The 21360-nt window shown below is 71.5% G+C and carries 24 protein-coding genes; 11 read left to right on the forward strand and 13 right to left on the reverse strand.

Features of this window, described 5'->3' with window-relative positions:
* Positions 1-143: 143 nt before the first annotated feature.
* Positions 144-722: a TetR/AcrR family transcriptional regulator gene (locus tag ABT324_RS05020; RefSeq protein WP_351171820.1), complete on the forward strand. Its 579-nt coding sequence runs from the start codon at positions 144-146 to the stop codon at positions 720-722.
* 336 nt (positions 723-1058) lie between these two features.
* Here ABT324_RS05020 and rdgB read toward each other — a convergent pair whose 3' ends face one another.
* The 7 genes from rdgB to ABT324_RS05055 are packed head-to-tail and all read right to left on the reverse strand — an operon-like array spanning position 1059 to position 5079.
* On the reverse strand, positions 1059-1664 hold the full coding sequence (rdgB, locus tag ABT324_RS05025) for an RdgB/HAM1 family non-canonical purine NTP pyrophosphatase (RefSeq protein WP_351171823.1): 606 nt from the start codon (positions 1662-1664) through the stop codon (positions 1059-1061).
* Complete coding sequence (rph, locus tag ABT324_RS05030; RefSeq protein WP_351171826.1) at positions 1661-2416, reverse strand: ribonuclease PH; 756 nt, start codon at positions 2414-2416, stop codon at positions 1661-1663. The genes rdgB and rph overlap by 4 nt, the downstream gene beginning before the upstream one ends.
* A 35-nt stretch (positions 2417-2451) precedes the next feature.
* Positions 2452-2694 (reverse strand): GNAT family N-acetyltransferase, encoded by a 243-nt coding sequence (locus ABT324_RS05035; RefSeq protein ID WP_351172297.1) that lies wholly within the window; start codon positions 2692-2694, stop codon positions 2452-2454.
* Entirely contained in the window at positions 2645-2884 is a 240-nt protein-coding gene (locus ABT324_RS05040; RefSeq protein WP_351171829.1) for a hypothetical protein, read from the reverse strand. Before ABT324_RS05040 ends, ABT324_RS05035 begins: the two co-directional genes overlap by 50 nt.
* Positions 2874-3641, reverse strand: a complete 768-nt coding sequence (locus tag ABT324_RS05045) for an MBL fold metallo-hydrolase (protein ID WP_351171832.1) — start codon at positions 3639-3641, stop codon at positions 2874-2876. Before ABT324_RS05045 ends, ABT324_RS05040 begins: the two co-directional genes overlap by 11 nt.
* Positions 3638-4453 (reverse strand): glutamate racemase, encoded by an 816-nt coding sequence (gene murI / locus ABT324_RS05050; protein WP_351171835.1) that lies wholly within the window; start codon positions 4451-4453, stop codon positions 3638-3640. The genes ABT324_RS05045 and murI overlap by 4 nt, the downstream gene beginning before the upstream one ends.
* Entirely contained in the window at positions 4450-5079 is a 630-nt protein-coding gene (locus tag ABT324_RS05055) for a rhomboid family intramembrane serine protease (RefSeq protein WP_502949696.1), read from the reverse strand. The genes murI and ABT324_RS05055 overlap by 4 nt, the downstream gene beginning before the upstream one ends.
* A 139-nt stretch (positions 5080-5218) precedes the next feature.
* Here ABT324_RS05055 and ABT324_RS05060 point away from each other — a divergent pair, with 139 nt between their 5' ends.
* Entirely contained in the window at positions 5219-6043 is an 825-nt protein-coding gene (locus ABT324_RS05060; RefSeq protein ID WP_351171838.1) for an SMP-30/gluconolactonase/LRE family protein, read from the forward strand.
* 130 nt (positions 6044-6173) lie between these two features.
* Here the strand turns inward: ABT324_RS05060 and ABT324_RS05065 are convergent, their stop codons facing one another.
* The 6 genes from ABT324_RS05065 to clpS all read right to left on the reverse strand — a co-directional run bounded on the left by ABT324_RS05065 (position 6174) and on the right by clpS (position 10275).
* The gene (locus ABT324_RS05065) at positions 6174-7124 is read right to left on the reverse strand and encodes a PLP-dependent cysteine synthase family protein (RefSeq protein ID WP_351171841.1); all 951 of its coding nucleotides are present in this window, start codon (positions 7122-7124) and stop codon (positions 6174-6176) included.
* Positions 7125-7270: 146 nt separating this feature from the next.
* Entirely contained in the window at positions 7271-7546 is a 276-nt protein-coding gene (locus ABT324_RS05070; RefSeq protein WP_351171844.1) for a MoaD/ThiS family protein, read from the reverse strand.
* A 71-nt stretch (positions 7547-7617) separates the two neighbouring features.
* The gene (locus ABT324_RS05075; RefSeq protein ID WP_150065445.1) at positions 7618-8073 is read right to left on the reverse strand and encodes a M67 family metallopeptidase; all 456 of its coding nucleotides are present in this window, start codon (positions 8071-8073) and stop codon (positions 7618-7620) included.
* A gap of 100 nt (positions 8074-8173) precedes the next feature.
* Entirely contained in the window at positions 8174-9202 is a 1029-nt protein-coding gene (locus tag ABT324_RS05080) for a P1 family peptidase (RefSeq protein ID WP_351171847.1), read from the reverse strand.
* A gap of 215 nt (positions 9203-9417) precedes the next feature.
* Positions 9418-9981 (reverse strand): DUF2017 domain-containing protein, encoded by a 564-nt coding sequence (locus tag ABT324_RS05085; protein WP_351171850.1) that lies wholly within the window; start codon positions 9979-9981, stop codon positions 9418-9420.
* A complete protein-coding gene (clpS, locus tag ABT324_RS05090; RefSeq protein ID WP_150065438.1) occupies positions 9982-10275 on the reverse strand; it encodes an ATP-dependent Clp protease adapter ClpS in 294 nt (97 codons plus the stop codon).
* Between the two features lie 123 nt (positions 10276-10398).
* Between clpS and ABT324_RS05095 the strand changes: the two genes are divergently transcribed.
* The 9 genes from ABT324_RS05095 to ABT324_RS05135 all read left to right on the forward strand — a co-directional run bounded on the left by ABT324_RS05095 (position 10399) and on the right by ABT324_RS05135 (position 20885).
* Positions 10399-11694: a nicotinate phosphoribosyltransferase gene (locus ABT324_RS05095; protein ID WP_351171853.1), complete on the forward strand. Its 1296-nt coding sequence runs from the start codon at positions 10399-10401 to the stop codon at positions 11692-11694.
* A gap of 21 nt (positions 11695-11715) precedes the next feature.
* Positions 11716-12285 (forward strand): isochorismatase family protein, encoded by a 570-nt coding sequence (locus ABT324_RS05100; protein WP_351171856.1) that lies wholly within the window; start codon positions 11716-11718, stop codon positions 12283-12285.
* Positions 12286-12473: 188 nt separating this feature from the next.
* Complete coding sequence (locus ABT324_RS05105; protein ID WP_351171859.1) at positions 12474-12857, forward strand: VOC family protein; 384 nt, start codon at positions 12474-12476, stop codon at positions 12855-12857.
* A 46-nt stretch (positions 12858-12903) separates the two neighbouring features.
* Positions 12904-15063, forward strand: a complete 2160-nt coding sequence (locus tag ABT324_RS05110) for an ATP-dependent DNA helicase (protein ID WP_502949697.1) — start codon at positions 12904-12906, stop codon at positions 15061-15063.
* Between the two features lie 1464 nt (positions 15064-16527).
* Positions 16528-17109 carry a biotin transporter BioY gene (locus tag ABT324_RS05115; protein WP_351171862.1) on the forward strand — a complete coding sequence of 194 codons (582 nt, stop codon included), beginning with the start codon at positions 16528-16530 and terminating at the stop codon, positions 17107-17109.
* Entirely contained in the window at positions 17109-18494 is a 1386-nt protein-coding gene (locus tag ABT324_RS05120; protein WP_351171865.1) for a class I adenylate-forming enzyme family protein, read from the forward strand. The genes ABT324_RS05115 and ABT324_RS05120 overlap by 1 nt, the downstream gene beginning before the upstream one ends.
* The gene (locus ABT324_RS05125; protein ID WP_351171868.1) at positions 18491-19612 is read left to right on the forward strand and encodes a thiolase family protein; all 1122 of its coding nucleotides are present in this window, start codon (positions 18491-18493) and stop codon (positions 19610-19612) included. The genes ABT324_RS05120 and ABT324_RS05125 overlap by 4 nt, the downstream gene beginning before the upstream one ends.
* Positions 19609-20283 (forward strand): energy-coupling factor ABC transporter ATP-binding protein, encoded by a 675-nt coding sequence (locus ABT324_RS05130; RefSeq protein ID WP_351171871.1) that lies wholly within the window; start codon positions 19609-19611, stop codon positions 20281-20283. The genes ABT324_RS05125 and ABT324_RS05130 overlap by 4 nt, the downstream gene beginning before the upstream one ends.
* A complete protein-coding gene (locus ABT324_RS05135) occupies positions 20280-20885 on the forward strand; it encodes an energy-coupling factor transporter transmembrane component T family protein (protein WP_351171874.1) in 606 nt (201 codons plus the stop codon). Before ABT324_RS05130 ends, ABT324_RS05135 begins: the two co-directional genes overlap by 4 nt.
* Positions 20886-21360 lie beyond the last annotated feature (475 nt).

The following is a 21360-nucleotide window of genomic DNA, read 5'->3' on the forward strand; positions in this document are numbered from 1 at the left end:
ACGACGGCGGAGGTCCAGCTCCCGGACCGCGTCCCCAACGGCTTCCACGGCAACTGGGTCCCGACCGGGGCCTGAGGGGTCGTGAGTGCGTAACAGTGTTCCAACCCTGTTTCGCACTCACGACCCCTGACCTGCAGGAACGCGTGCGCATCTCCGACCGCGCGACGCAGCTCTTCCTGGAGCAGGGCTTCGAGGGGACGACGATCGCGGAGATCACCGAGTCCGCCCGCGTCTCCAAGAAGACCGTCACCAACGACTTCGCCCACAAGGAAGACCCGGTCCTCGGCCACCAGGACGAGTTCGTCGGTCCGCTGGCCAGCGCGGTGACCACCCGCCAGCCCGGTGAGCCCGCACCGGCAGCGCCCCGCTGCTCCTCCGAAGCCATCGCCGAGCAGAACCCGGTCGCGGGCTGCGCGGGCCCGGACTCCAGCCGCATGATCTCGGAGAGCCGCACCCTGGGAACCTGCCTCCGCACCCCGCACGACCAGCGCGAACAAGCCCTGGAACACCCTCGTCTCCCTTGTTCACCGAAGGTCGCGTTCGTGCAGGTCAGGACTCGTGAGTGCAAACGGTGGCAAGAACAACCGTCGCCACTCACGAGGTGGTTGCGCAGGGTCGTGAGCGGGGATGGTCGTGGGAACCACCGTTGCCGCTCACGAGGGGGTCGTGAGCGCGAAACAGGGCTGGAACACTGTTACGCACTCACGACCACCGGGCGCTGATCCGCCGCCAGCAGTCCATGCAGGTTTTCTCGCGGATTGGATCCACTCCGACTCCGGCGGGCGGCAACTGTGTCGAAGTCGGGTGGCGGACGTCCAGCTACAGGCCTCTCAACTACCACTGCGTTGAGGTCGGGATTGGCATTGACGGTGTTGGGATTCGGACACCATGGATCGCGGTGGTGGGCGGTCAGCCGTCGCTCCTGCTCGGTGGCGGGATTTCCTGCGTGCGGACATGGGCGGCGCGCTCGACGGCTGGACCAGGTCCCGTGACGAGCGAAGGGCCCCTTCGACCAGTTATGCCGGTCGAAGGGGCCCTTCAGCAGGTTGTTCGGGTGCTCAGCCCGCGAGCTTGCGGAGCTCCGGGAGGAGCAGGCGGAGGGCTCGGCCTCGGTGGGAGTCCGCGTCCTTCTCCTCGGGCGAGAGCTCGGCGCTGGTCCGGGTCCCGCCCTCGGGGACGAAGATCGGGTCGTAGCCGAAGCCGTTGGTGCCGCGCTCCTCGCGGATCACCGTGCCCCGCCACTCCCCCCGGACCACCGCCTCCGCACCGTTCGGGTGGACCAGGGCCGCCGCCGAGACGAAGGCAGCGCCGCGGCGCTCGTCGGGGACGTCCTGGATCTGGCCCAGCAGGAGGTCCAGGTTCGCCTGGTCGTCGCCGTGCTTGCCCGCCCAGCGGGCCGACAGGACGCCCGGCATGCCGTTCAGCGCGTCCACCGCGAGGCCCGAGTCGTCCGCGATCGCCGGGAGGCCGGTGGCCTTCGCCGCGTCCGCCGCCTTGGCCAGCGCGTTCTCCTCGAACGTCGCGCCGGTCTCCGGGGCTTCCGGGAACTCCGGGACGTCGGCCAGGCCGATGACCTCGACGCCGGTCACGCCCTCGGCTTCGAGGATGCGGCGCAGCTCCACCAGCTTCTTCTGGTTGCGGGTGGCCAGCAGGACGCGGCTCATGCCTTGGCCCCCGGCAGTTCGCCCGGGTACGGGGCGGACAGCGCCTCGGCCTGGACCTGGGCGAGCTTGGCGCAGCCGTCCAGCGCGAAGTCGATCATCTTGTCCATCGTGGACCGGGTGTAGGTGGCGCCCTCGCCGGTGCCCTGCACCTCCACCAGCGTGCCGTGGTCGGTGGCCACCACGTTCATGTCCACCTCGGCGCGCGAGTCCTCCTCGTAGGGCAGGTCCAGGCGCACCCGGCCGTCCACCACGCCGACGCTGACCGCGGCGATGGAGCAGGACAGCGGCTTCGGGTCGGACAGCCGACCGGCCGCGCCCAGCCAGGTCACCGCGTCCGCCAGCGCCACGTAGGCGCCGGTGATCGCGGCCGTGCGGGTGCCGCCGTCCGCCTGGATCACGTCGCAGTCCAGCGCGATGGTGTTCTCGCCCAGCGCCGCCATGTCGATGCAGGCGCGCAGCGAGCGGCCGATCAACCGGCTGATCTCGTGGGTGCGGCCACCGATGCGGCCCTTCACCGACTCGCGGGGGCTGCGCGTGTTGGTCGACGACGGCAGCATCGCGTACTCGGCGGTCACCCACCCCAGCCCGGAGCCGGTCCGCCAGCGCGGGACGCCCTCCTGGACGCTGGCCGCGCACAACACCCGCGTCCGGCCGAACTCCACCAGCACCGAACCGGCTGGCCAGTCCTGGTACCCGCGCGTGATCCGCACCTCTCGGAGCTGGTCGTCGCTCCGCCCATCAGCTCGTGCCACGCCCCAACCCTAAGCCCGCCCCGGACCTCCCCCAGTCAAGGGGCTGGCGATTCGCGCGACCAGACGTCGCGGACGTCCGGCTCCCGCTCCTCGTTGCGCCGCCCGTCGGAGTGCTCGACGGCGACGAACCCGTGCCACTCGTAGAACCGGCGCGCCGGGGTGTTGACCTGGAAGGTCCAGCGCTCCAGGCCGTCTGGCCGACGGCCTTTTGGCAGGTCGACGAGCTGATCACCCAGTCCCCGGCCGCGCTGCGGCGGGTCGGGGTGGAGCTGCGCCAGCTCCGCCCTGCTCCTCCGCCACCCAGCACTCGTGGTCCGACACGACGACGTGCGCGAACCAGCTCCGCACCTCGTCGGAATGTGCCCGCCGCACCATCGGCAGGGCGGAGGAGGAGGAACGCAACCACACCTCGGCCATGTCGAGCGCGTCGGCGCCGGTGGCGCGGCGGAGCAGCACGTCAGATGTCATAGGTGCGGTCGGCCGCGACCAGCTCGGTGGGGCCGTCGAAGACCGCCTTCGCCTCGCTGAGGATCGTGTCACCGTCCGCCCACGGCACGACGTGGGTGAGCAGCAGGCGGCGGGCTCGCGCCGTCTTCGCCACCTCCGCTGCTTGGCGGCCCGACAGGTGCACCCCCTCCGGGGAGTCCGGGAAGTCCGCCCACGACGCCTCGGACAGCAGCACGTCGGCGTCCGCGGCCAGGTCCGCCAGCTGCGGGCACGGGCCGGTGTCGCCGGTGTAGGCCAGCACCTTGCCCTCCGCCGACACGCGGTAGCCCCACGACTCGCACAGGTGCGCCACCGGCACCGCCTGCACCTCGAACGGGCCGATGCGCACCGGATCCGCCGACACCGGGATGAACTCGAACACGTCCGACAGATCCGTTTCGGCCCGCTCCGCGGCGCTCGGCGCGTAAAGCGCGGCGAAGCGCTGCGGGGCTTCCTCCGGCGCGATCACCGGGAGCCGCGCGGTGCCGTAGCTGGGCGGGTTCGGGTGGTAGCGGCGCAGCACCGCCAGCGCGCCGAAGTCCGCGCAGTGGTCCGGGTGCAGGTGGCTGAACAACAGCGCGTCCAGCGCGAACGGGTCGATGAACCGCTGCATCGCGCCGAGCGTGCCGTTGCCCAGGTCGAGTGCGATGCGCGTGTCGCCGGACTCCAGCAGGTACCCGGATGAAGGCGAATCCGGGCCGGGGAAGCTCCCGGAGCAGCCGAGGATCGTCAGCTTCATGCGGTCGAGCTTGACACGACCAGCTGCCGAACGGCATCGCTGCTGACCGCTGGACCGAGGAACCGCGCCGCCAACCGGGCGAACCGGTCGGGCGCGCCGGTGGCTCGGAACTCGTGCCCGGGGGCCCCGTCCGGCGCTGCGAGCAGGTCGTTCTCGGTCAGCACCCGCACCACGTCCTTGGCGGTCTCCTCCGCGCTGGAGACGAGCGTCACGTGATCGCCCATCGCGAGCTGCAGCACACCCGTGAGCAACGGGTAGTGCGTGCAGCCGAGCACCAGGGTGTCCACGTCGGCCTGCTGCAGCGGGTCGAGGTAGCTCTGCGCCAGCCCGAGGATCTGCCGACCGGTGGTGATGCCCCGCTCGACGAAGTCCACGAACCGCGGGCAGGCCACCGTGGTCAGCTCGATGTCCGGCGCGGCGGTGAACGCGTCGTCGTAGGCGCGGGAGCGGATCGTGGCGCTGGTGCCGATCACGCCGATGCGGCGGTTGCGGGTGGTCGCCACCGCGCGCCGCGTCGCGGGCATGACGACCTCGACCACCGGGATCGAGTAGCGCTCGCGGGCGTCGCGCAGGCAGGCTGCGGACGCGGTGTTGCAGGCCAGCACAAGCGCCTTCACGCCCTCCTCGACGAGCGAGTCGGTGAGGGCCAGGGTGCGGGCGCGGATCTCCGCCAGCGGCATCGGGCCGTAGGGCGCGTTGGCGGTGTCGCCGACGTAGCGCACGGATTCGGCGGGCAGCTGGTCCATGATCGCGCGGGTCACGGTCAGCCCGCCGACGCCGGAGTCGAAGATCCCGATCGGGGCGTCAGTCACCCGGCCAGTGTGCCAGGCTCACCGCCGGTGACCTGCCGACGCGTGCTGCGCGCCACCAGCCACGCGGCCAGCAGACCGCCGAGCGCGCCGAACAGGTGGCCCTCCCAGGAGATGCCGGGTTGGCCCGGCAGCACGCCCCACAACATGCCGCCCCAGTAGAAGAACAGCACCACCGCGACCAGGATCTGCGCGACGCTGCGCTGGAAGAAGCCGCGCACCAGCAGGAACACCATCCAGCCGAAGATCACCCCGGACATGCCGATGTGGAAGGCGGAGGCGCCCACCAGCCAGGTGCCCAGCCCGCCGATGATCCAGACCGTCGCGGTCACCGCGATGAACTGGCCCAGGCCCCCGGCCAGCACCAGCCAGCCGAGCACCAGGAACGGCAGCGTGTTGGCCCACAGGTGCGACCAGTCGCCGTGCAGCAGCGGGGCCCACAGGATCCCGTCGAGACCGCTGACCTCCCGCGGCAAGATGCCGTTGTCGTCCAGCCTGGCCGCCGGGTTGACCTGGTCGTAGAACTCGATGCCGTAGAGCGCCGCGGTGGCGATGAGCATGCCCACCGCAGCACGCAGCGGGTTCGCGGGCAGCACGCGCGGGCGAGGACGATCAGGCAGCCGGTTCACGCTTCTGAGGCTACGCGGGACGCCCTGCCGCGGTCTCGGGGTTCGCCCTGAGATTCGGGCATCTTCCCCAACCCCAAGATCATCAACCGGGCCGCGCGATAGGGTCCTGAGTCGTTGCGTTCCGGACGAGGGGTGGCAGGTGCAGGTCGACACAGCAGTACCCGCGGCGGCGCGATCGGGGCGAGCACCGACGTGGGACATCGGCACCGACACGCTGCTGTGGGTCGATCCGCCGACGCGCAGCGCGCACCGCTTCGTCCCCGGCCGCACCGACCACGCGATGGAGCTCCCGCAGGAGGTCAGCGCGGCGAAACCACGCAGCCACGGCGGCCTGGTGCTGCACCTGACCGAGGGCATCGCCGTGTTCGACTCCACCGGCTCGCACCGCAACTGGCTGGTCTACTGGGCCCGCGACGGCGTCCAGGCGGGCGCGACGGCGGTCGACGCCAAGGGCCGGTTGTGGGCGACGACGCTGGGCGAGGGCGGCTGGCTGACCCGCGTCACCGGCGACGGCAGGGCGAGCATCGCGCTCCAGGACCTCACCGCGGGCAACGGCCTCGCGTGGAGCCCGAACAACACGCGCCTGTACCTGGCCGACGGGGCTACCCGCCGCATCGACGTTCTGGACTTCGACCTGGAGAACGGCACCCTCGGCGACCGCAGCACGCTGTGCGAGGTCGACGGCGAGCCCGGCGGGCTGTGCGTCGACACCGACGGCCGCATCTGGACCGCCATTCGCGACCGGGGCGAGATCCGCTCCTACACCGCCGAAGGCGCCCTGGACCGCACGATCCCGGTCCCGGCCCACCGTCCCACGGACTGCTGCTTCGGCGGCCCGGACCTGACGCACCTCTACATCACCTCGGCCACCGACGAGGTCACCAACCCCACCGAAGCCGACGGCGCGGTCCTCATCGTCCGGAACCTCGGCCAAGGCCTCCGCCCTTACTCCTTCGCCGGCTGACCCCGAAACGACACGCCGAGGGCGTGTGGGGCCACGACACACCGCAGGCGTGTGGGCAGGGAGTTGCAGTTTCAATTGAAACTGCGAATCACACCCAGGGCGATCCGCAGTTTCAATTGAAACTGCGATCTCAGGCCCAGAGCTGGCCTTCGAGGCGTTGGGCGGCTTCGTCGAGGGTGCCGCTGTAGGCACCGGTCGAGAGGTACTTCCAGCCCGCGTCCGCCACGACGAAGGCGATGTCGGCCGACTCGCCGTTCGCCGCCGCCTTCTCCGCGATGGTCAGCGCTGCGTGCAGCACACCGCCCGTGGAGATGCCCGCGAAGATGCCCTCGGACTCCAGCAGCTGCCGGGTGCGGCGCAGCGCGTCGTAGGAGCCGACCGAGAAGCGGCGGGTCAGCACGTCCGGGTCGTAGAGCTCCGGCACGAACCCCTCGTCGAGGTTGCGCAGGCCGTACACCAGTTCGCCGTAGCGGGGTTCGGCCGCGACGATCTGCACGTCCGGCTTCTGCTGCCGCAGGTAGCGGCCGACCCCGACCAGCGTGCCGGTGGTGCCCAGGCCAGCCACGAAGTGCGTGACGGTGGGCAGGTCGCGCAGGATCTCCGGCCCGGTGGTGCTGAAGTGCGCCCCAGCGTTGGCCGGGTTGCCGTACTGGTAGAGCATCACCCAGTCCGGGTTCTGCTCGGCCAGCTCCTTGGCCATCGCCACCGCCTGGTTGGAGCCCCCGGCCGCGGGCGAGGAGATGATCCGCGCGCCGTAGGCCTGCAGCAGCTGCCGACGCTCCTCGGAGGTGTTCTCCGGCATCACGCAGACCAGGCCGTAGCCCTTGAGCTTGGCCGCCATGGCCAGCGAGATCCCGGTGTTGCCCGAGGTGGGTTCCAGGATCGTGCAGCCGTGGGTGAGGCGGCCTTCCTTCTCGGCGGCCTCGATCATGGCCAGGGCCGCCCGGTCCTTGATCGACCCGGTCGGGTTCCGGTCCTCCAGCTTGGCCCACAACCGGACGTCCGGTGCGGGTGACAGGTGCGGCAACCCCACCAGCGGGGTGTCACCGAGCGCGTCCAGCAACGAGTCGTAACGAGCCACGGTGCCTCTCCTCCTGGCCCTGTAACCGCGAGGTCGTGCTGCGCGCGGCGGGGCGCAATCCCCACCGCGACCGGACGTGCGACCTCAGTGGGAACTGCGCTGCGACCAGCACCGCCGCGCAGGACGAGTCAAGCGAACTGTCGAACTCACATGCCGCCGGCGACGGCGGGCAGGATGGTCACGGAGTCACCGTCGGAGACCTTGGCCTCCAGGCCACCGGCGAAGCGGACGTCCTCGTCGTTGACGTAGACGTTCACGAAGCGGTGCAGGCTGCCCTCCTTGACCAGGCGGGACTTCAGGCCGCTGTAGTTGGTGTCGAGGTCGTTGATGACCTCGGCGACGGTGCTGCCCTCGGCCTGCACCGACTTCTCGCCACCGGTGTGGGTGCGCAGGATGGTGGGGATCGAAACCTTCACTGCCATGGGGAACCTCCTGTCCACAGAGGACTTCGTTGGAACGGGTACGCGAACACCAGCGGTCAGACCGCGGCTGATCAGTCGCGGTCGGGGACCTCGTCGGCGCCGGTGTGGGCGAACATGTACGACTCGACGACCTCCACCGGCTCCTCGGTGACCTCGCCGTCGAGGATCCGGTAGGAACGCAGCTCATGGGTCTTCGGGTCCCTGGTGGACACGAGCACGTAGTGCGCGTTGGGCTCCGAGGCGTAGGAGACGTCGGTGCGCGACGGGTAGGCCTCGGTCGAGGTGTGCGAGTGGTAGATGACCACCGGCTCCTCGTCGTTGGCGTCCATCTCCCGCCACACCTTCAACTGTTCACCGGAGTCGAACCGGTAGAAGGTGGGCGAGCGCTCGGCGTTGATCATCTCGACCAAGCGCTCCGGGCGGTCCGACCCTTCCGGACCGGCAATCACACCGCACGCCTCGTCCGGGTGGTCCCGTCGGGCATGCGCGACCATCGCATCCACGAGGTCGCGTCGGATCACCAGCACAGCAACCATCCTAATAGGTGGAGCACCGGCCTCCCACGATGTGGAATCCCTGGTAGAGCCGGTGCGGCTTTCGTCGGGCGAAACGTAGGAACACGATGATTCATTCCCGCGCCGAGGGGTAGAGCCGCGTGTAGGAAGTCACCTCGTCGACCGGTTCGGCGGCGAGCACCCCGCGCACGATCGCCCGCCCCACCACGTCTGCGGCCGCCGCGCTCACCGCGTCCAGCCGCGCGGACCAGCCCGGCTCCCCCGGCGCAGGCAGCGCGGCCCCGGTTCCGGTGGCCAGCGCGAACATGGTGTCGCCGTCGACCAGCAGGTGGGCGGGCCGCACCGCGCGGGCCAGCGCGTCCTGGGCGGCCACCGCGAGGCGCTGGCACTCGGCCTTGGACAGCCGCAGGTCGGTGGCGACGACGCCGATGGTGGTGTTCAGCGGCCGGTCGACGGGCCCGTGCCGCCCGGGGCGGGTGCCGAACAGCGATTTGGCCGCGTCGATCTCCGCCTGGGTGGGGCGCCGCAGGCCGGGTGTGGGCAGCCACGGCAGGCCGGTGTCCTGGTCGATGGCCGAACCGGCGGCGTTGACCGCCACCAGCGCGCCGACCGTGGTGCCGTCGTCCAGCACGGTGCTGGCCGTGCCGATGCCGCCCTTGACGCAGCCCACGACCGCCCCGGTCCCGGCTCCGACGTTGCCCTCCCGGGTTTCGGTGCGCGTGGCGTTCTGGCAGGCGCGGTGGCCGAAGTCGGCGTCCGGCCGGTTGCCCCAGTCGTTCATCGGCAGGTCGAAGATCACCGCACTGGGCACCACCGGCACCACGTGCGCCGGGTCGGGGCCCACGGGCACGCCGTGGCCGCGCTCGCCGAGCCAGCGCATCGCGCCGTCGGCGGCGGCCAGGCCGTAGGCGCTGCCGCCGGTCAGCACGATGCCGTGCACCTGCTGCACCAGGTGGCTCGGTTCGAGCACGTCCGTCTCGCGGGTGCCGGGTCCGCCGCCGCGGACGTCGACCGCCGCGCTCGCGCCGTCGGGCACCAGCACCGCCGTCACGCCGGTCGCCCAGTGCGCGTCGAGCCGCTGCTCGTGCCCGACCAGCACCCCGTCGACGTCGACCAGCGCGTCCTGCTGACCTGCTCCCATGCCGGCTCCTCCGCTGTGGCCGCGGCCCACGTCAACTGTGGTTCAACGGATTTCACGAGGTCCCCACCCACGCGATTCCCATTGGGGTCGCGCAGTTCTCGCCATCCCTCGTGAGCGACCATGGTCGCTCCTACCACCATCGCCACTCACGACCCCACAGCACCACCTCGTGAGCGGGGATGGTTGTTCTCACCACCATCCCCGCTCACGAACGGTCATGACATCAGTGCTGCGACCAGGCTGTCCTGGACCCAGGTGAGCCACTGGTAGACGCCCAGGTGCTCGCGGCGGAGGTCGTCCTCGGGGAGCTCCTCGGGCATGTCCTCGTCCACGTCCAGCGCCGTGCCCAGGGCCAGGCGGACGTCGTTGAGCGCCGCCAGCCAGCCGTCGGCCTGCTCCCCGGTCAGCTTGACCCGGCCGCCCTGCGGCGGGCAGGTGTCCAGCACCAGCTGCGCCGCACCGGTCTTGGCCTCCAGCAGGGTCGGCTCGTGCAGCGAGCGCATCGCCCCGGCCGCGTCCGCCTGCTCCTCGTCGGTCTCCCCGGTGATCGGGTCGCGCCGGTAGAAGTCCGGCAGCAGCCGCGCCAGCACCCGGTCCTCGGGTGCCGTCGTCGGGCCGGTGCGGATCCCGGTCAGCTCGGCGAGCTCGTCGGTCGGCGCCTCCGCGGCCCGCGCGGTGAGCATGTCCTTGATCTGCCCCACCAGGCCCCGGATGACGGCCGCTTCCTGCTGCGCCAGCTCGGCCTGCACGTGCCCGTTCTTGCGGGTCCAGCCTTCCACTCAGGAGTCCTTCTGCATCGTCGCCCACAGGCCGGCGGCGTGCAGCTTCGCCACATCGCCCTCGACCTTCTCCTTGGAACCCGAGGACACCACCGCCTTGCCCTTGTGGTGCACGTCCAACATCAGCTTCGTCGCGTGGTCCCGGGTGTAACCGAAGATCTTCTGCAGCACGTAGGTGACGTAGGACATGAGGTTGACCGGGTCGTTCCACACCACGGTCACCCACGGCTTGTCCTCGGTGCCGAGCACATCCGGTTCGAGTTGCGCGCGCTCGATTTCAGCGGGCGAGGTCATGCCCCCATCGTTGCACGTGGCCGTCACAGCGGTGTCGACCGTGTGCGCAACGCAGTCCCACCAGCTCGCGAACCCCCGACGCCACACCCCGCGGGTGATCCCGGACCACGTAATCTCTGCTCCATGACCACCAGCACTGCGCTGCTCACGGACCACTACGAGCTGACGATGCTCGCCAGCGCGCTGCGCGACGGCACCGCGCACCGCCCGTGCACCTTCGAGGTGTTCACGCGGCGGCTGCCGGGCGGGCGGCGCTACGGGGTCACCGGCGGCACTGGTCGGGTGCTCGACGCGATCGAGGACTTCACCTTCGGCGAACCAGAGCTGGCGCAGCTCGCCGAGCACCGGGTGGTCGACGACCAGACCCTGGAATGGCTGCGCGACTACCGGTTCCAGGGGCAGGTGGACGGCTACCCGGAGGGCGAGCTGTTCTTCCCCGGCTCCCCGCTGCTGACGGTGCGCGGCACCTTCGCCGAAGCCGTGGTGCTGGAGACGCTGGTGCTGTCGATCCTCAACCACGACAGCGCGATCGCCGCGGCCGCCGCACGCATGGTCTCGGCAGCCAACGGTCGGCGGATCATAGAGATGGGCTCGCGCCGCACCCACGAGGAGTCCGCGGTCGCCTCAGCCCGCGCGGCCTACCTCGCCGGTTTCACCGCCACCTCGAACCTGGAGGCGGGCCGCCGCTACGGGATCCCCACCGCGGGCACCGCGGCGCACGCCTTCACGCTGCTGCACGACTCCGAGCGGGAGGCCTTCGCGGCGCAGGTCGCGGCGCTGGGCACCGGCACGACGCTGCTGGTGGACACCTACGACATCACCCGCGGCATCGAGCTGGCGGTGGAGGTCGCGGGGCCGGAGCTGGGCGCGGTGCGTATCGACTCCGGTGACGTCGGGGTGCTGGCCAGGCAGGCCCGCGAGCAGCTCGACTCGCTGGGCGCCAAGAACACCCGGATCGTCGTCTCCGGCGACCTCGACGAGTACGCGATCGCCTCGCTGCGCGCCGAACCGGTCGACGGCTACGGCGTGGGGACCGCGCTGGTCACCGGTTCCGGGGCGCCGACCGCGGAGATGGTCTACAAGCTGGTGGAGGTCGAGGGGCGCCCGGTCGCCAAGCGCAGCTCGCACAAGGAGTCCCGCGGTGGCCGCAAGTCCGCGGTGCGCCGCTACAAGGAGACCGGCACCGCGGTGGAGGAGGTCGTCTTCCAGACCGCCCCGGGGGCGGCCGAGCCGGTGCTCGGCCCGCACGACCGGTTCCTGCAGGTCCCGCTGATGCGCGACGGCAAGCGCGTCGACGACCTGCCGACCCTGGAGGACAGCCGCCAGCGGCTCCGGCACGCGCTGGTCACCCTGCCCTGGGAGGGCCTGAAGCTCTCCCACGGCGAACCGGCGATCCCGACCACCTTCCACACCGCCTGACGGATGGCCAGAATGGGTGGCGTGACCAAAGCACTGATCGTCGTGGACGTGCAGAACGACTTCTGCGAGGGCGGCGCGCTGGCGGTGGCGGGCGGCGCTCAGGTGGCGGCGGCGATCTCGCAGTACCTCGCCGGGTTCGACCACGACCACGTGGTGGCCACCCGCGACTACCACATCGACCCGGGCGCGCACTTCAGCGACGAACCGGACTTCGTGCGCTCCTGGCCGCGCCACTGCGTCGCGGGCACCCCGGGCGCGGCGTTCCACCCCGCGCTGGACGTGGGCCCGGTGGAGGCGGTGTTCTCCAAGGGCCAGTACAGCGACGGCTACTCGGGCTTCGAGGGCGTCGACCCGCGGGACCGCCCGCTGCACGACTGGCTGGTCGAACGCGGGGTGGACCGGGTCGACGTGGTGGGCATCGCCACCGACCACTGCGTCCGCGCCACGGCCCTGGACGCGGCCCGGCAGGGCCTGGACACCACGGTCCTGCTGGAGCTGACGGCCGGAGTGTCGCGGGCAACCGTCGACACGGCCCTGGCCGAGCTCGACGCCGCAGGCGTCAACCTCATCGGCGAACCCGTCGTCCGGTAGCCACGCCGGTCGGGCAGGATCCACCGGGACGAACCGAGCGAGGTGCGGCCCAGCGCTGGCACCCGCGGCAGCGCCGCACCACGATGCTGCAGGTCTTCCCCGGACCACGACCACGAGCCGCTGGCCGCACGGTTCGTGAGCTGGTAATCCGGTGGCTTCCGGCCGGTCCGGCCGGAAAGCTCACATGCATGGTTTCGACACTGCAGAACGTCGCCATCGACTGCGCGGACCCCCACGCCCTCGCCCTGTTCTGGAGCGAGGTGACCGGACGTCCGCCGCACCCGGAGTCCGGGCCGGGAGATCCTGAGGTGGAAGTGCTGCTGGCGGAGGGCCCGGTGCTGCACTTCAACCAGGTGCCCGAGGCCAAGGCGGGCAAGAACCGGCTCCACCTGTGCCTGCGGCCCGAGACCTCGCGCGAGCAGGAGGTGGAGCGGCTGCTGGGCATCGGCGCCACCCTCGTCACCGACCTGCGCAACGCCGACGGCTCGGGCTGGGGGGTGCTCGCCGACCCCGAGGGCAACGAGTTCTGCGTGCTGCGCAGCGCATCGGACCGGGCCGCGATGGGCGGCTGAGGGGGCATCGGGGCTCGTGGACGGGGGTGGGCGGTAGTTTCTCCCCGTGCCCACCTCTGTCCCGCGATGGTCCGACCCGATTGCGTTCGAGCCCGACGAAGACGACGTGCTCCCACCGGAGATCGCCGACGACCTCGCGCGGGCGGACAAGGACCTCGAACCGGCGCTCCCGATCGCGGCCAAGGCCAGGCAGGACATCCCGGACCTGCCGACGCTGCTCGACGTCGCGATCGAGGCCGTCGGCGGGGTGCCGCGCGAGGGCCAGGCGCGGATGGCCGAGGCCGTCGAGCACGCCATCACCTCCGGCGAGCACCTGGCCGTGCAGGCCGGGACCGGCACCGGCAAGTCGCTGGCCTACCTGGTCCCGGCGATCCGGCACGCCGTCGCCGAGCACACCACCGTCGTCGTCTCCACCGCGACCATCGCGCTGCAGCGCCAGCTGGTGGACCGCGACCTGCCGCGCCTGTCCGCCGCGCTGGCCGACGCGCTCGGGCGGCGCCCGACCTTCGCGATCCTCAAGGGCCGCCGCAACTACCTGTGCCTGAACCGGGTGCACGGCAACGCCCCGGAGGAGCCCGACGAGGGCGCGCTGTTCGACGCCTTCGCCGCCTCCGCGCTGGAGCGGCAGGTCAAGCGCGTCCAGGAGTGGGCCACCGAGACCGAGACCGGTGACCGCGACGAGCTGGTCCCGGGCGTCCCGGACCAGGCGTGGCGGCAGCTGTCGGTCACCGCGAAGGAATGCCTCGGCGTGCACCGCTGCCCGGTCGGCACCGACTGCTTCGCCGAGCGCGCCCGCGCCGAGGCCGGGCGCGCGGACATCGTGGTGACCAACCACGCGTTGCTGGCCATCGACGCGCTCGACGACCGGCCGGTGCTGCCCGAGCACGACGTGGTGCTGGTCGACGAGGCGCACGACCTGGTGGACCGGGTGACGTCGGCGGCGACCGGGGAGCTCACGGCGTCCGCGGTGCGGCTCGCGGCGCGGCGCTGCGCGCGGGCCATCGACGAGGAGACCGCCGACCGGCTCGTGGAGGCTTCCGAGGGCTTGGACCTCGTCCTGCAGGCGGCGACGCCCGGACGGTTGGAGCAGCTCCCGCAGGACCTCGGCGGTGCGCTGACTGCCCTGCGCGATGCGGCTTGGGCCTGCATCAACGCGCTGGGCCCGGAGCGCAAGGAGGACACCGAGGGCAGCTCCGCGCGCAAGCTCGCGCACGCCCTCACCGAGGAGGTCCACGACACCGCGGTCCGGCTGCTCGAGGCGTTCGAGGACGACAAGCAGCACGAGGTGGTGTGGATCTCGGCGGACCCGAACCGCCCGACGACCGTCCGCATCGCGCCGATCGGGGTCGGCGGGCTGCTCCGCGAGCGGTTGTTCGGCCAGCGCACCACGGTCCTGACCTCGGCGACGCTGGCGCTCGGCGGCTCGTTCGACACGCTGGCCCGGCAGTGGGGCCTGCCCGCCCAGCAGCGGGCCCAGCCGGTCGCCGGGATGGCCACCAGCAAGGAAGCGCCGTCGGACAACGGCGGCCTGAAGTGGACCGGGCTGGACGTGGGTTCACCGTTCGAGCACCAGCGCAGCGGCATCCTCTACATCGCCCGGCACCTGCCGCCGCCGGGCCGCGACGGACTCCCGCCGCAGTACCTGGACGAGCTGACCGAGCTCGTGCAGGCGGCGGGCGGCCGCACACTCGGCCTGTTCTCCTCGATGCGGGCCGCCAAGCAGGCCAGCGAGGAACTGCGCCAGCGCCTGTCCACCCCGGTCCTGTGCCAGGGCGACGACACCACCGCGCTGCTGGTCCGCCAGTTCGCCGAAGACCCGGCGACCTCCCTGTTCGGCACCCTGTCGCTGTGGCAGGGCGTGGACGTGCCCGGCGACTCGCTGCAGCTGGTGGTGATGGACCGCATCCCGTTCCCGCGCCCGGACGACCCGCTCGCCTCGGCCCGCCAGAAGGCGGTGTCGGAGCACGGCGGCAACGGCTTCCTCACGGTCGCCGGAACCCACGCAGCACTCCTGCTGGCCCAAGGCGCAGGCCGCCTCCTACGCGCACCGAACGACCGAGGCGTCATCGCGGTCCTGGACCCCCGCCTGGCCACGGCCCGCTACGGCGGTTTCCTCCGAGCGTCCCTCCCCCCGTTCTGGACCACCCAAGACCCCAAGGTCGTCCGAGGTGCCCTCCAACGCCTAACCGCCTCCACCCCAACCTGACCCCACAACACTCACCCACCCGATTCCGATGAGGCGATCTCACCGGACCTCACAGGCGAGTCGCCGGATGATCCACAGTTTCAACTGAAACTGTAGCCCCAGGTGAGTGCCGGAACCGCTTCCACCGGCACCCAACGCCGATCGCGGGCGCTGATGAAGGGCGCCTTCACCGACCGAGCCGGTGAAAGTGCCCTTCACTTCGGGCGCCCGCGAGAGTGGTGACGCGTCGCCGGAGGGGCGGGGGACAGTTACAGTTTCAGTTGAAACTGTAACCACCGGTGTGTCGGGCACCCAACACACCGGTGATACGTCGGGACGCTTTCACTGAGATCACCTCAATGGAGATCAGAGGTCTGATCTCCATTGAAATCGCCCTCCCCCTCACCCAACCGAGGGACGATCACCCCCTCGCAGCACGACCACCCACCACACTCCTCGCCACAGACAGACCCGCAGTTTCAATTGAAACTGCGAATCCCCACGCACGAAACGCGCAGTTTCAATTGAAACTGCAAGTGCAAGCGACGGAAACCCGAGGACCTCCAAACCGAGGACCGCGATGCGCCGGAGCACCTTCCGCCCGACAGGCGATACCGCACCCGTCGACCACTCACCGTCAAGCCTCCAGCCCCAGGCGACTCACCCTGGACCGTCCCACCTACGGCGATCACGCCGTCGCAAGGGAGATCACACATCCAATGTCCATCGAAATCGCCCTCCCCTCACCCAACCGAGGCACCGTCGCACCTCCTTCACAGCACGACCACCCTCCACACCCCCGCCACAGACACATCCGCAGTTTCAATTGAAACTGCGAATTGCCACGCGTCAGGCTCGCAGTTTCAATTGAAACTGCAAGTGCGAGCGGGGGGGGCGACGCGCGTACTACACGGGGGTTGGAGTCGTGGCGCGGCAGAGCGACAGAGGGACCTCCTCCGTCAGATGGGTGATGTCGTATGCGGGCGACGACTCGCCGTCGAGACTCCGGCACCTGGCCGGATCGCCAAGGGCTCGCCGCCTCGGGGGGTCGCGCAAGTTCAATCGAAATCAGTGGTCTGGTTTCCGATGACATTGCACTTCTGTCACCCGCCTGAGGAGGCAAGGTCACCCTGGCGGCGTAGGGGGTTCACAGTTTCAACTGAAACTGTAGGTGTGGGTGACGGGAGTAGGCGGGCCCCTGGCGGAGTCTGGGGTCGGGTGTGACGGAGGCCCCTTCGGCGGGTGGGTGGTCTTGTGCGCGATCGACAACTCGTCGTTGGGCTTTCTGTTCTGGCCGGGTTGCCGGGTAGGTTGGGGCAGTCGCGCCGACCGGGCCGCGACGAAGCCGCCCGGGGCAACGAGAACACCTGGTCACAGGGCCGCAGCCGGTCGTCGGGTCCGGGCTGGCCGTAGTCGTCCGGCGGGCTCGACCCGGGGTGGGCGGCGACCGGTGGATGTTGTCGATCAACTGCTAGGGAGACGCCCGTGTCCGCACCACGCCAAGCCGCGCCCGCCGCGAACCTGGCCCGGACTGTGGTCTTCGCCGCGTTCATCGCCGTCCTCGGCATCTTCCCGGGCTTCTACCTCGGCGGCGCGGCGGTGCCGATCGTGCTGCAGAACATGGGACCGCTCCTGGCGGGCAGCATCCTCGGTGCGCGCCGCGGTGGCGCGTCGGTGCTGCTGTTCCTGGCGCTGGTCGCGATCGGACTGCCGCTGCTGTCCGGCGGTCGCGGCGGCATCGCCCCCTTCGTCGGGCCGAGTGGCGGTTTCGTGCTCGGCTGGGTGCTGTCGGCAGTGGTCGTCGGCCTGGTCGTGCAGCTGGCGCCGAAGCCGGGCCTGCTGGTCCTGCTCGCGGCCAACGTCGCTGGTGTCGCCGTGGACTACCTGATCGGCATCCCGTACTGGGGCCTGATGATCGGCGACCTCGGCGCGGCGGCGGTGCAGTCGCTGGCGTTCGTGCCCGGTGACGCGGTGAAGCTCGTCGCCGTCTCGCTGGTCGCCGTCGCGGTCCACCGCGCCGTCCCGGCGCTGACCGGCGCTCCGCGCCGCGCTCCCGCCGAGGGCTGATGGTGCTCCCGGTCCTCGGCCGCTCCCCCGCTTCGCGGGTCGCGCACGACGGCACGTCGCTCGGCCCTGCGGAGCTGCTCGCCCGGGTTCGCAGCGCTGCGCGCCTGCTCCCCCCGGGCTCGCGCGTCGCGCTCGACGGCGGGGACGCGCTGACGCGCTTGACCCACTTCCTCGGCGCGGACGTCGCGGGCTGCGCCACGCTCCTCCTGGAGCCGACCTGGGCGGAGCGGGAGCGCACCGCCGTCCTCGCCGACGCGGCCCCGCACGTGCTGTTGGACCTGAACCAGCCGGAACCGACCCCCCGCCAGGTCAGCACTTCCACCGAGTCGGACGACTCCCCCCTACCGCTGGTCTCCAGCAGTCAACCCGGCACGCCACGAGACGACGTCACGCCGTTCTACCTCCCCACCACCTCCGGCAGCAGCGGCCGACCGAAGGTGCTGGTCCGTTCCCGGCGCTCGTGGCTGCGGAGCTTCGACGCACTCGGCCTGGACCTCGAACCGCGCGACCGGGTCCTGGTCCCCGGTCCGCTGAGCTCGTCGCTGTTCCTGTTCGGCGCGCTGCACGCGCTGCACGGGGGCGCCGACGTGCACCTGCTCGACCGGTGGTCCGCCCCGGACGCGGCCGCGGCCGCTCGGCACAGCACCGTCGTCCACCTGGTGCCCGCCATGCTGTCCGCGCTGCTGTCCACTTTGGAGCGCGATCCGGTGCTGCGGGCCGAGTGCGGGTTGCGGGTCGTAGTCTGCGGTGGGGCGCGCGTGGACCAGCAGATCGAGGAGCGGCTGGGCAAGGTGCTGCCGGGCTGCGAGCTGGTCGAGTACTACGGGTCCGCCGAGCACTCGTTGATCGCGGTGCGGCGCGGCGGTCGGTTGCGCCCCGTCGTCGATGTCGAGGTGCGCGACTGCGAGCTGTGGGTCCGCTCCGAGCTCAGCTTCGACGGGTACCTCGACGACGGCGTCATCGTGCCGCCGCGCACCGATCGGGGCTGGTCCGCCGTGGGCGACCGCGCGATCCTGCACGACGACGGCTCGCTGGAGGTCCTCGGCCGCGCCAGCGCGGTGATCAACACCGGTGGTCGGCTGGTCGGCGCGGAGGAGGTCGAGTCGGTGCTGCGCGGCGCGGACGGGGTGCGCGACGTCCTGGTGGCCGCCACCCCGCACCCCCGCTTCGGCGAGCTGGTCACGGCGGTGGTGGAGGTCGATCCGGCCCGGCCACCGTCGCGCCGCGACCTGCGGGCGCGGGCACGGCATTCGCTGGAGCCCGCCAAGCGCCCCCGGCGCTGGTTGTCGGTGCGCGAGCTGCCGAGAACCGCGTCCGGCAAACCAGCCCGCGCCCTGGTCGCCGACCAGCTGCGCGACGGATCGCTCCCGGCGGAGGCGCTGTGAACCGGACTCCTGTGGTGATCGCGGCGCGGCGGACGCCGATCGGCGAGGCTGGCGGGGCCCTGCGCCACCTGCCGGTCGACCAGCTCGCCGCCCCAGTGCTGCGCGCCGCGCTGGCCGATGCTGGTGTGACCACTGTGGACGACGTGCTGCTCGGCAACGTGCTCGGGCCGGGCGGGAACCCGGCGCGCGTGGCGGCGCTGCGAACCGGGCTCGGCGAGCGCACTCCGGGCTTGACCATCGACCGCCAGTGCGCGAGCGGCCTCAGCGCGATCACCACCGCAGCCGCACTGATCAGCGCCGGTGCGGGCGAGTGGTTCCTGGCCGGTGGTGTGGAGAGCCCGTCGACCGCGCCCTGGCGCGCGTGGCGGCCGCGCACCGCGACCGAACCGCCCCGGTTCTACCAGCGGGCGCCGTTCGCCCCGGCCGACATCGGCGACCCGGACATGGGTCCGGCGGCGGACCTGGTCGCGGCCGAGGCCGGGATCTCCCGCGAGCGCCAGGACGCCTTCGCCGCCCGCAGCCACGCGCGCGCCGTCGCCGCGCAGGCGGACGGCCGGTTCGACGCCGAGCTGGTGCAGGTCGGTGGCGTCACGGCTGACGAGCGGCCGCGCGAGCGGTTCACCGGCGAGCGGCTCGCCCGGTTCCGGCCCGCGTTCACCCCGGACGGCACCGCGACCGCGGCGAACTCCTGCGGCATCAACGACGGCGCGGCTGCCGTGCTGGTGACCACCGAGGAGCAGCGGCGTCGGCTCGGCGTGCCGGGCCTGCGGCTGGTCGACTGGCGGACCTCCGGCGTCGACCCGAATCGGCTCGGGCTGGGCGCGGTGCCCGCGATGCGGGAGCTGCTGGCGCGGCACACCCCGGGAGTGGTCGAGTTCAACGAGGCGTTCGCCGGGCAGGCCCTGGCCTGCCTGGACGCCGCCGGGATCGACGAGCAGCTGGTCAGCCCGGACGGGGGCGCCATCGCGCTCGGCCACCCGTGGGGTGCGTCGGGTGCGGTGCTGGTGGTGCGGCTGTTCAGCCGGATGGTGCGCGCCGGCGGACCGCGCACCGGCCTGGCCGCGCTCTCCTCCGGCGGCGGGCTGGGCGTGGCGACGATGTGGGAGCGAGTGGGTTGATCGAGTTCGAGGGCGTCGGGCACAGCTACGACGAGCGCACCGTGCTGGACGGCGTGGACCTGCGGCTGGACGAGCAGCGGGTCGCGTTCGTGGGCGCGAACGGTTCCGGCAAGTCGACGCTGGCCCGGATGGTCAACGGCCTGGTGCACCCGACCCGGGGCCGGGTGCTGGTCGACGGCGTCGACCCGGTGCGCAACGGCCGCGCGGTGCGGCGCCGCGTCGGCTTCGTCTTCACCCACCCGGACAGCCAGATCGTGATGCCCACGGCGGGCGAGGACGTCGCGTTCTCGCTGCGCAAGCAGGGCCTGTCCAAGGCGGAGCGGCAGCGCCGAGCGGCGGAGGTGCTGGCCCAGCACGGCTTGGCGGGCTACGCCGAGCACCCGGCGCACCAGCTCTCCGGCGGGCAGAAACAGCTGCTGGCGCTGTGCTCGATGCTGGTGCTGGACCCGGACGTGCTGGTCTGCGACGAGCCGACGACGCTGCTCGACCTGCGCAACAAGCGCCACTTCGCCGAGGTCCTGGCCGGGCTGCGCCAGCAGGTCGTGCTGGTCACCCACGACCTGGACCTGCTGGCGGACTTCGACCGCGTGGTGGTGCTGGAAGCCGGGAAGGTGGTCGCCGACGACGAACCCGGCCCGGCCGTCCGCTACTACCGGGAGCTGGTCGGATGAACCCGCTCGGCTTGTACGAGCCGGGCACCAGCCCGGTGCACCGCGCGCCAGCGGGCTGGAAGTTCCCGGCACTGCTGGTGTTCGCGGTGGGGATCTTCGTCCTGAACTCCCCGCTGGCGCTGGGTACCTGCGCGCTGGCGGTGGTCCTGGCCTACGCGGTCGCCCGCATCCCCACCCGCCGCTGCTGGCAGATCGCCCGACTGCTGGTCCCGCTGCTGCTGGTGGTGTTCCTGCTCCAGTGGTGGATGCTCGGCCTCGACAACGCGGCGGTGGTCTGCCTGCGCCTGCTCACCGCCCTCGGCGCGGCGAACCTGTTCACCCTGACCACCCGCGTCGACGACCTGGTCACCGCGGTGGAACGCGGCCTCGGACCCACCCGCCGCCTCGGCGTCCGCCCGGAGCGCATCGGCCTGCTGGTCGGCCTGACCCTGCAAGCCGTCGCGGCCCTGTCCACGATCGCGACGCAGGTCCGCGAAGCCCAACGAGCCCGCAACGCGGACCGCTCGCTCCCGGCCTTCGCGGTCCCCTTCCTCGTCCGAACCCTCCGCCACGCCGACGACCTCGGCGAAGCCCTGGCGGCGAGGGGCGTCGGCGACGACTGAGCCCGGACCGGGACTTAAGACCCTGGCGCGAACGACGCGCACCTGGGCATGCTGGTGGTTACCGGGGAAACCCGGCGACCGGCCCGAAGATGCAGTGGCCTTGACGACCATCAGGCCGCCAAAGACCTAGCAGTCGTTAGATTGCAAAACATCTTCGGGCCCGGCCTGTGCCCGGGAGCCGAAGATCCGGGCCACCTGCGCAGTCACCCGCTTCCGGTGCCGCCCGGCCACCCAGCGAGCAGCACCTCCACCTTCTCCACCGCAGCAGCAGCTGATCGCGGCAATCTGATTCAATTCTTCCCTGCGTGCAGCGTGCGCTTTCCGGCGGTAACAGCAATCAACCTGACGCTTCTCATAAATTTCCAGCACACTAACCAGCGAAACGAGAGACATAGCATACCTATCACCGGCCCCAGGCGTCGAAAGCTCGTCCGCAGCAGCCGGACCGCCTCATCAGACCGCATCGCAGCGTCGA

This window comes from Saccharopolyspora sp. NPDC000359 (assembly GCF_040300525.1).
GTDB lineage: Bacteria > Actinomycetota > Actinomycetes > Mycobacteriales > Pseudonocardiaceae > Saccharopolyspora.

Coding starts and splice junctions, on each gene's coding strand:
- ABT324_RS05120 (WP_351171865.1), top strand. CDS start 17,109: ATGGTGCTCCCGGTCCTCGGCCGCTCCCCCGCTTCGCGGGTCGCGCAC.
- ABT324_RS05095 (WP_351171853.1), top strand. CDS start 10,399: ATGACCACCAGCACTGCGCTGCTCACGGACCACTACGAGCTGACGATG.
- ABT324_RS05080 (WP_351171847.1), bottom strand. CDS start 9,202: ATGGGAGCAGGTCAGCAGGACGCGCTGGTCGACGTCGACGGGGTGCTG.
- clpS (WP_150065438.1), bottom strand. CDS start 10,275: ATGACCTCGCCCGCTGAAATCGAGCGCGCGCAACTCGAACCGGATGTG.
- ABT324_RS05105 (WP_351171859.1), top strand. CDS start 12,474: ATGGTTTCGACACTGCAGAACGTCGCCATCGACTGCGCGGACCCCCAC.
- ABT324_RS05135 (WP_351171874.1), top strand. CDS start 20,280: ATGAACCCGCTCGGCTTGTACGAGCCGGGCACCAGCCCGGTGCACCGC.
- rdgB (WP_351171823.1), bottom strand. CDS start 1,664: ATGAGCCGCGTCCTGCTGGCCACCCGCAACCAGAAGAAGCTGGTGGAG.
- ABT324_RS05040 (WP_351171829.1), bottom strand. CDS start 2,884: ATGACATCTGACGTGCTGCTCCGCCGCGCCACCGGCGCCGACGCGCTC.
- ABT324_RS05045 (WP_351171832.1), bottom strand. CDS start 3,641: ATGAAGCTGACGATCCTCGGCTGCTCCGGGAGCTTCCCCGGCCCGGAT.
- ABT324_RS05070 (WP_351171844.1), bottom strand. CDS start 7,546: ATGGCAGTGAAGGTTTCGATCCCCACCATCCTGCGCACCCACACCGGT.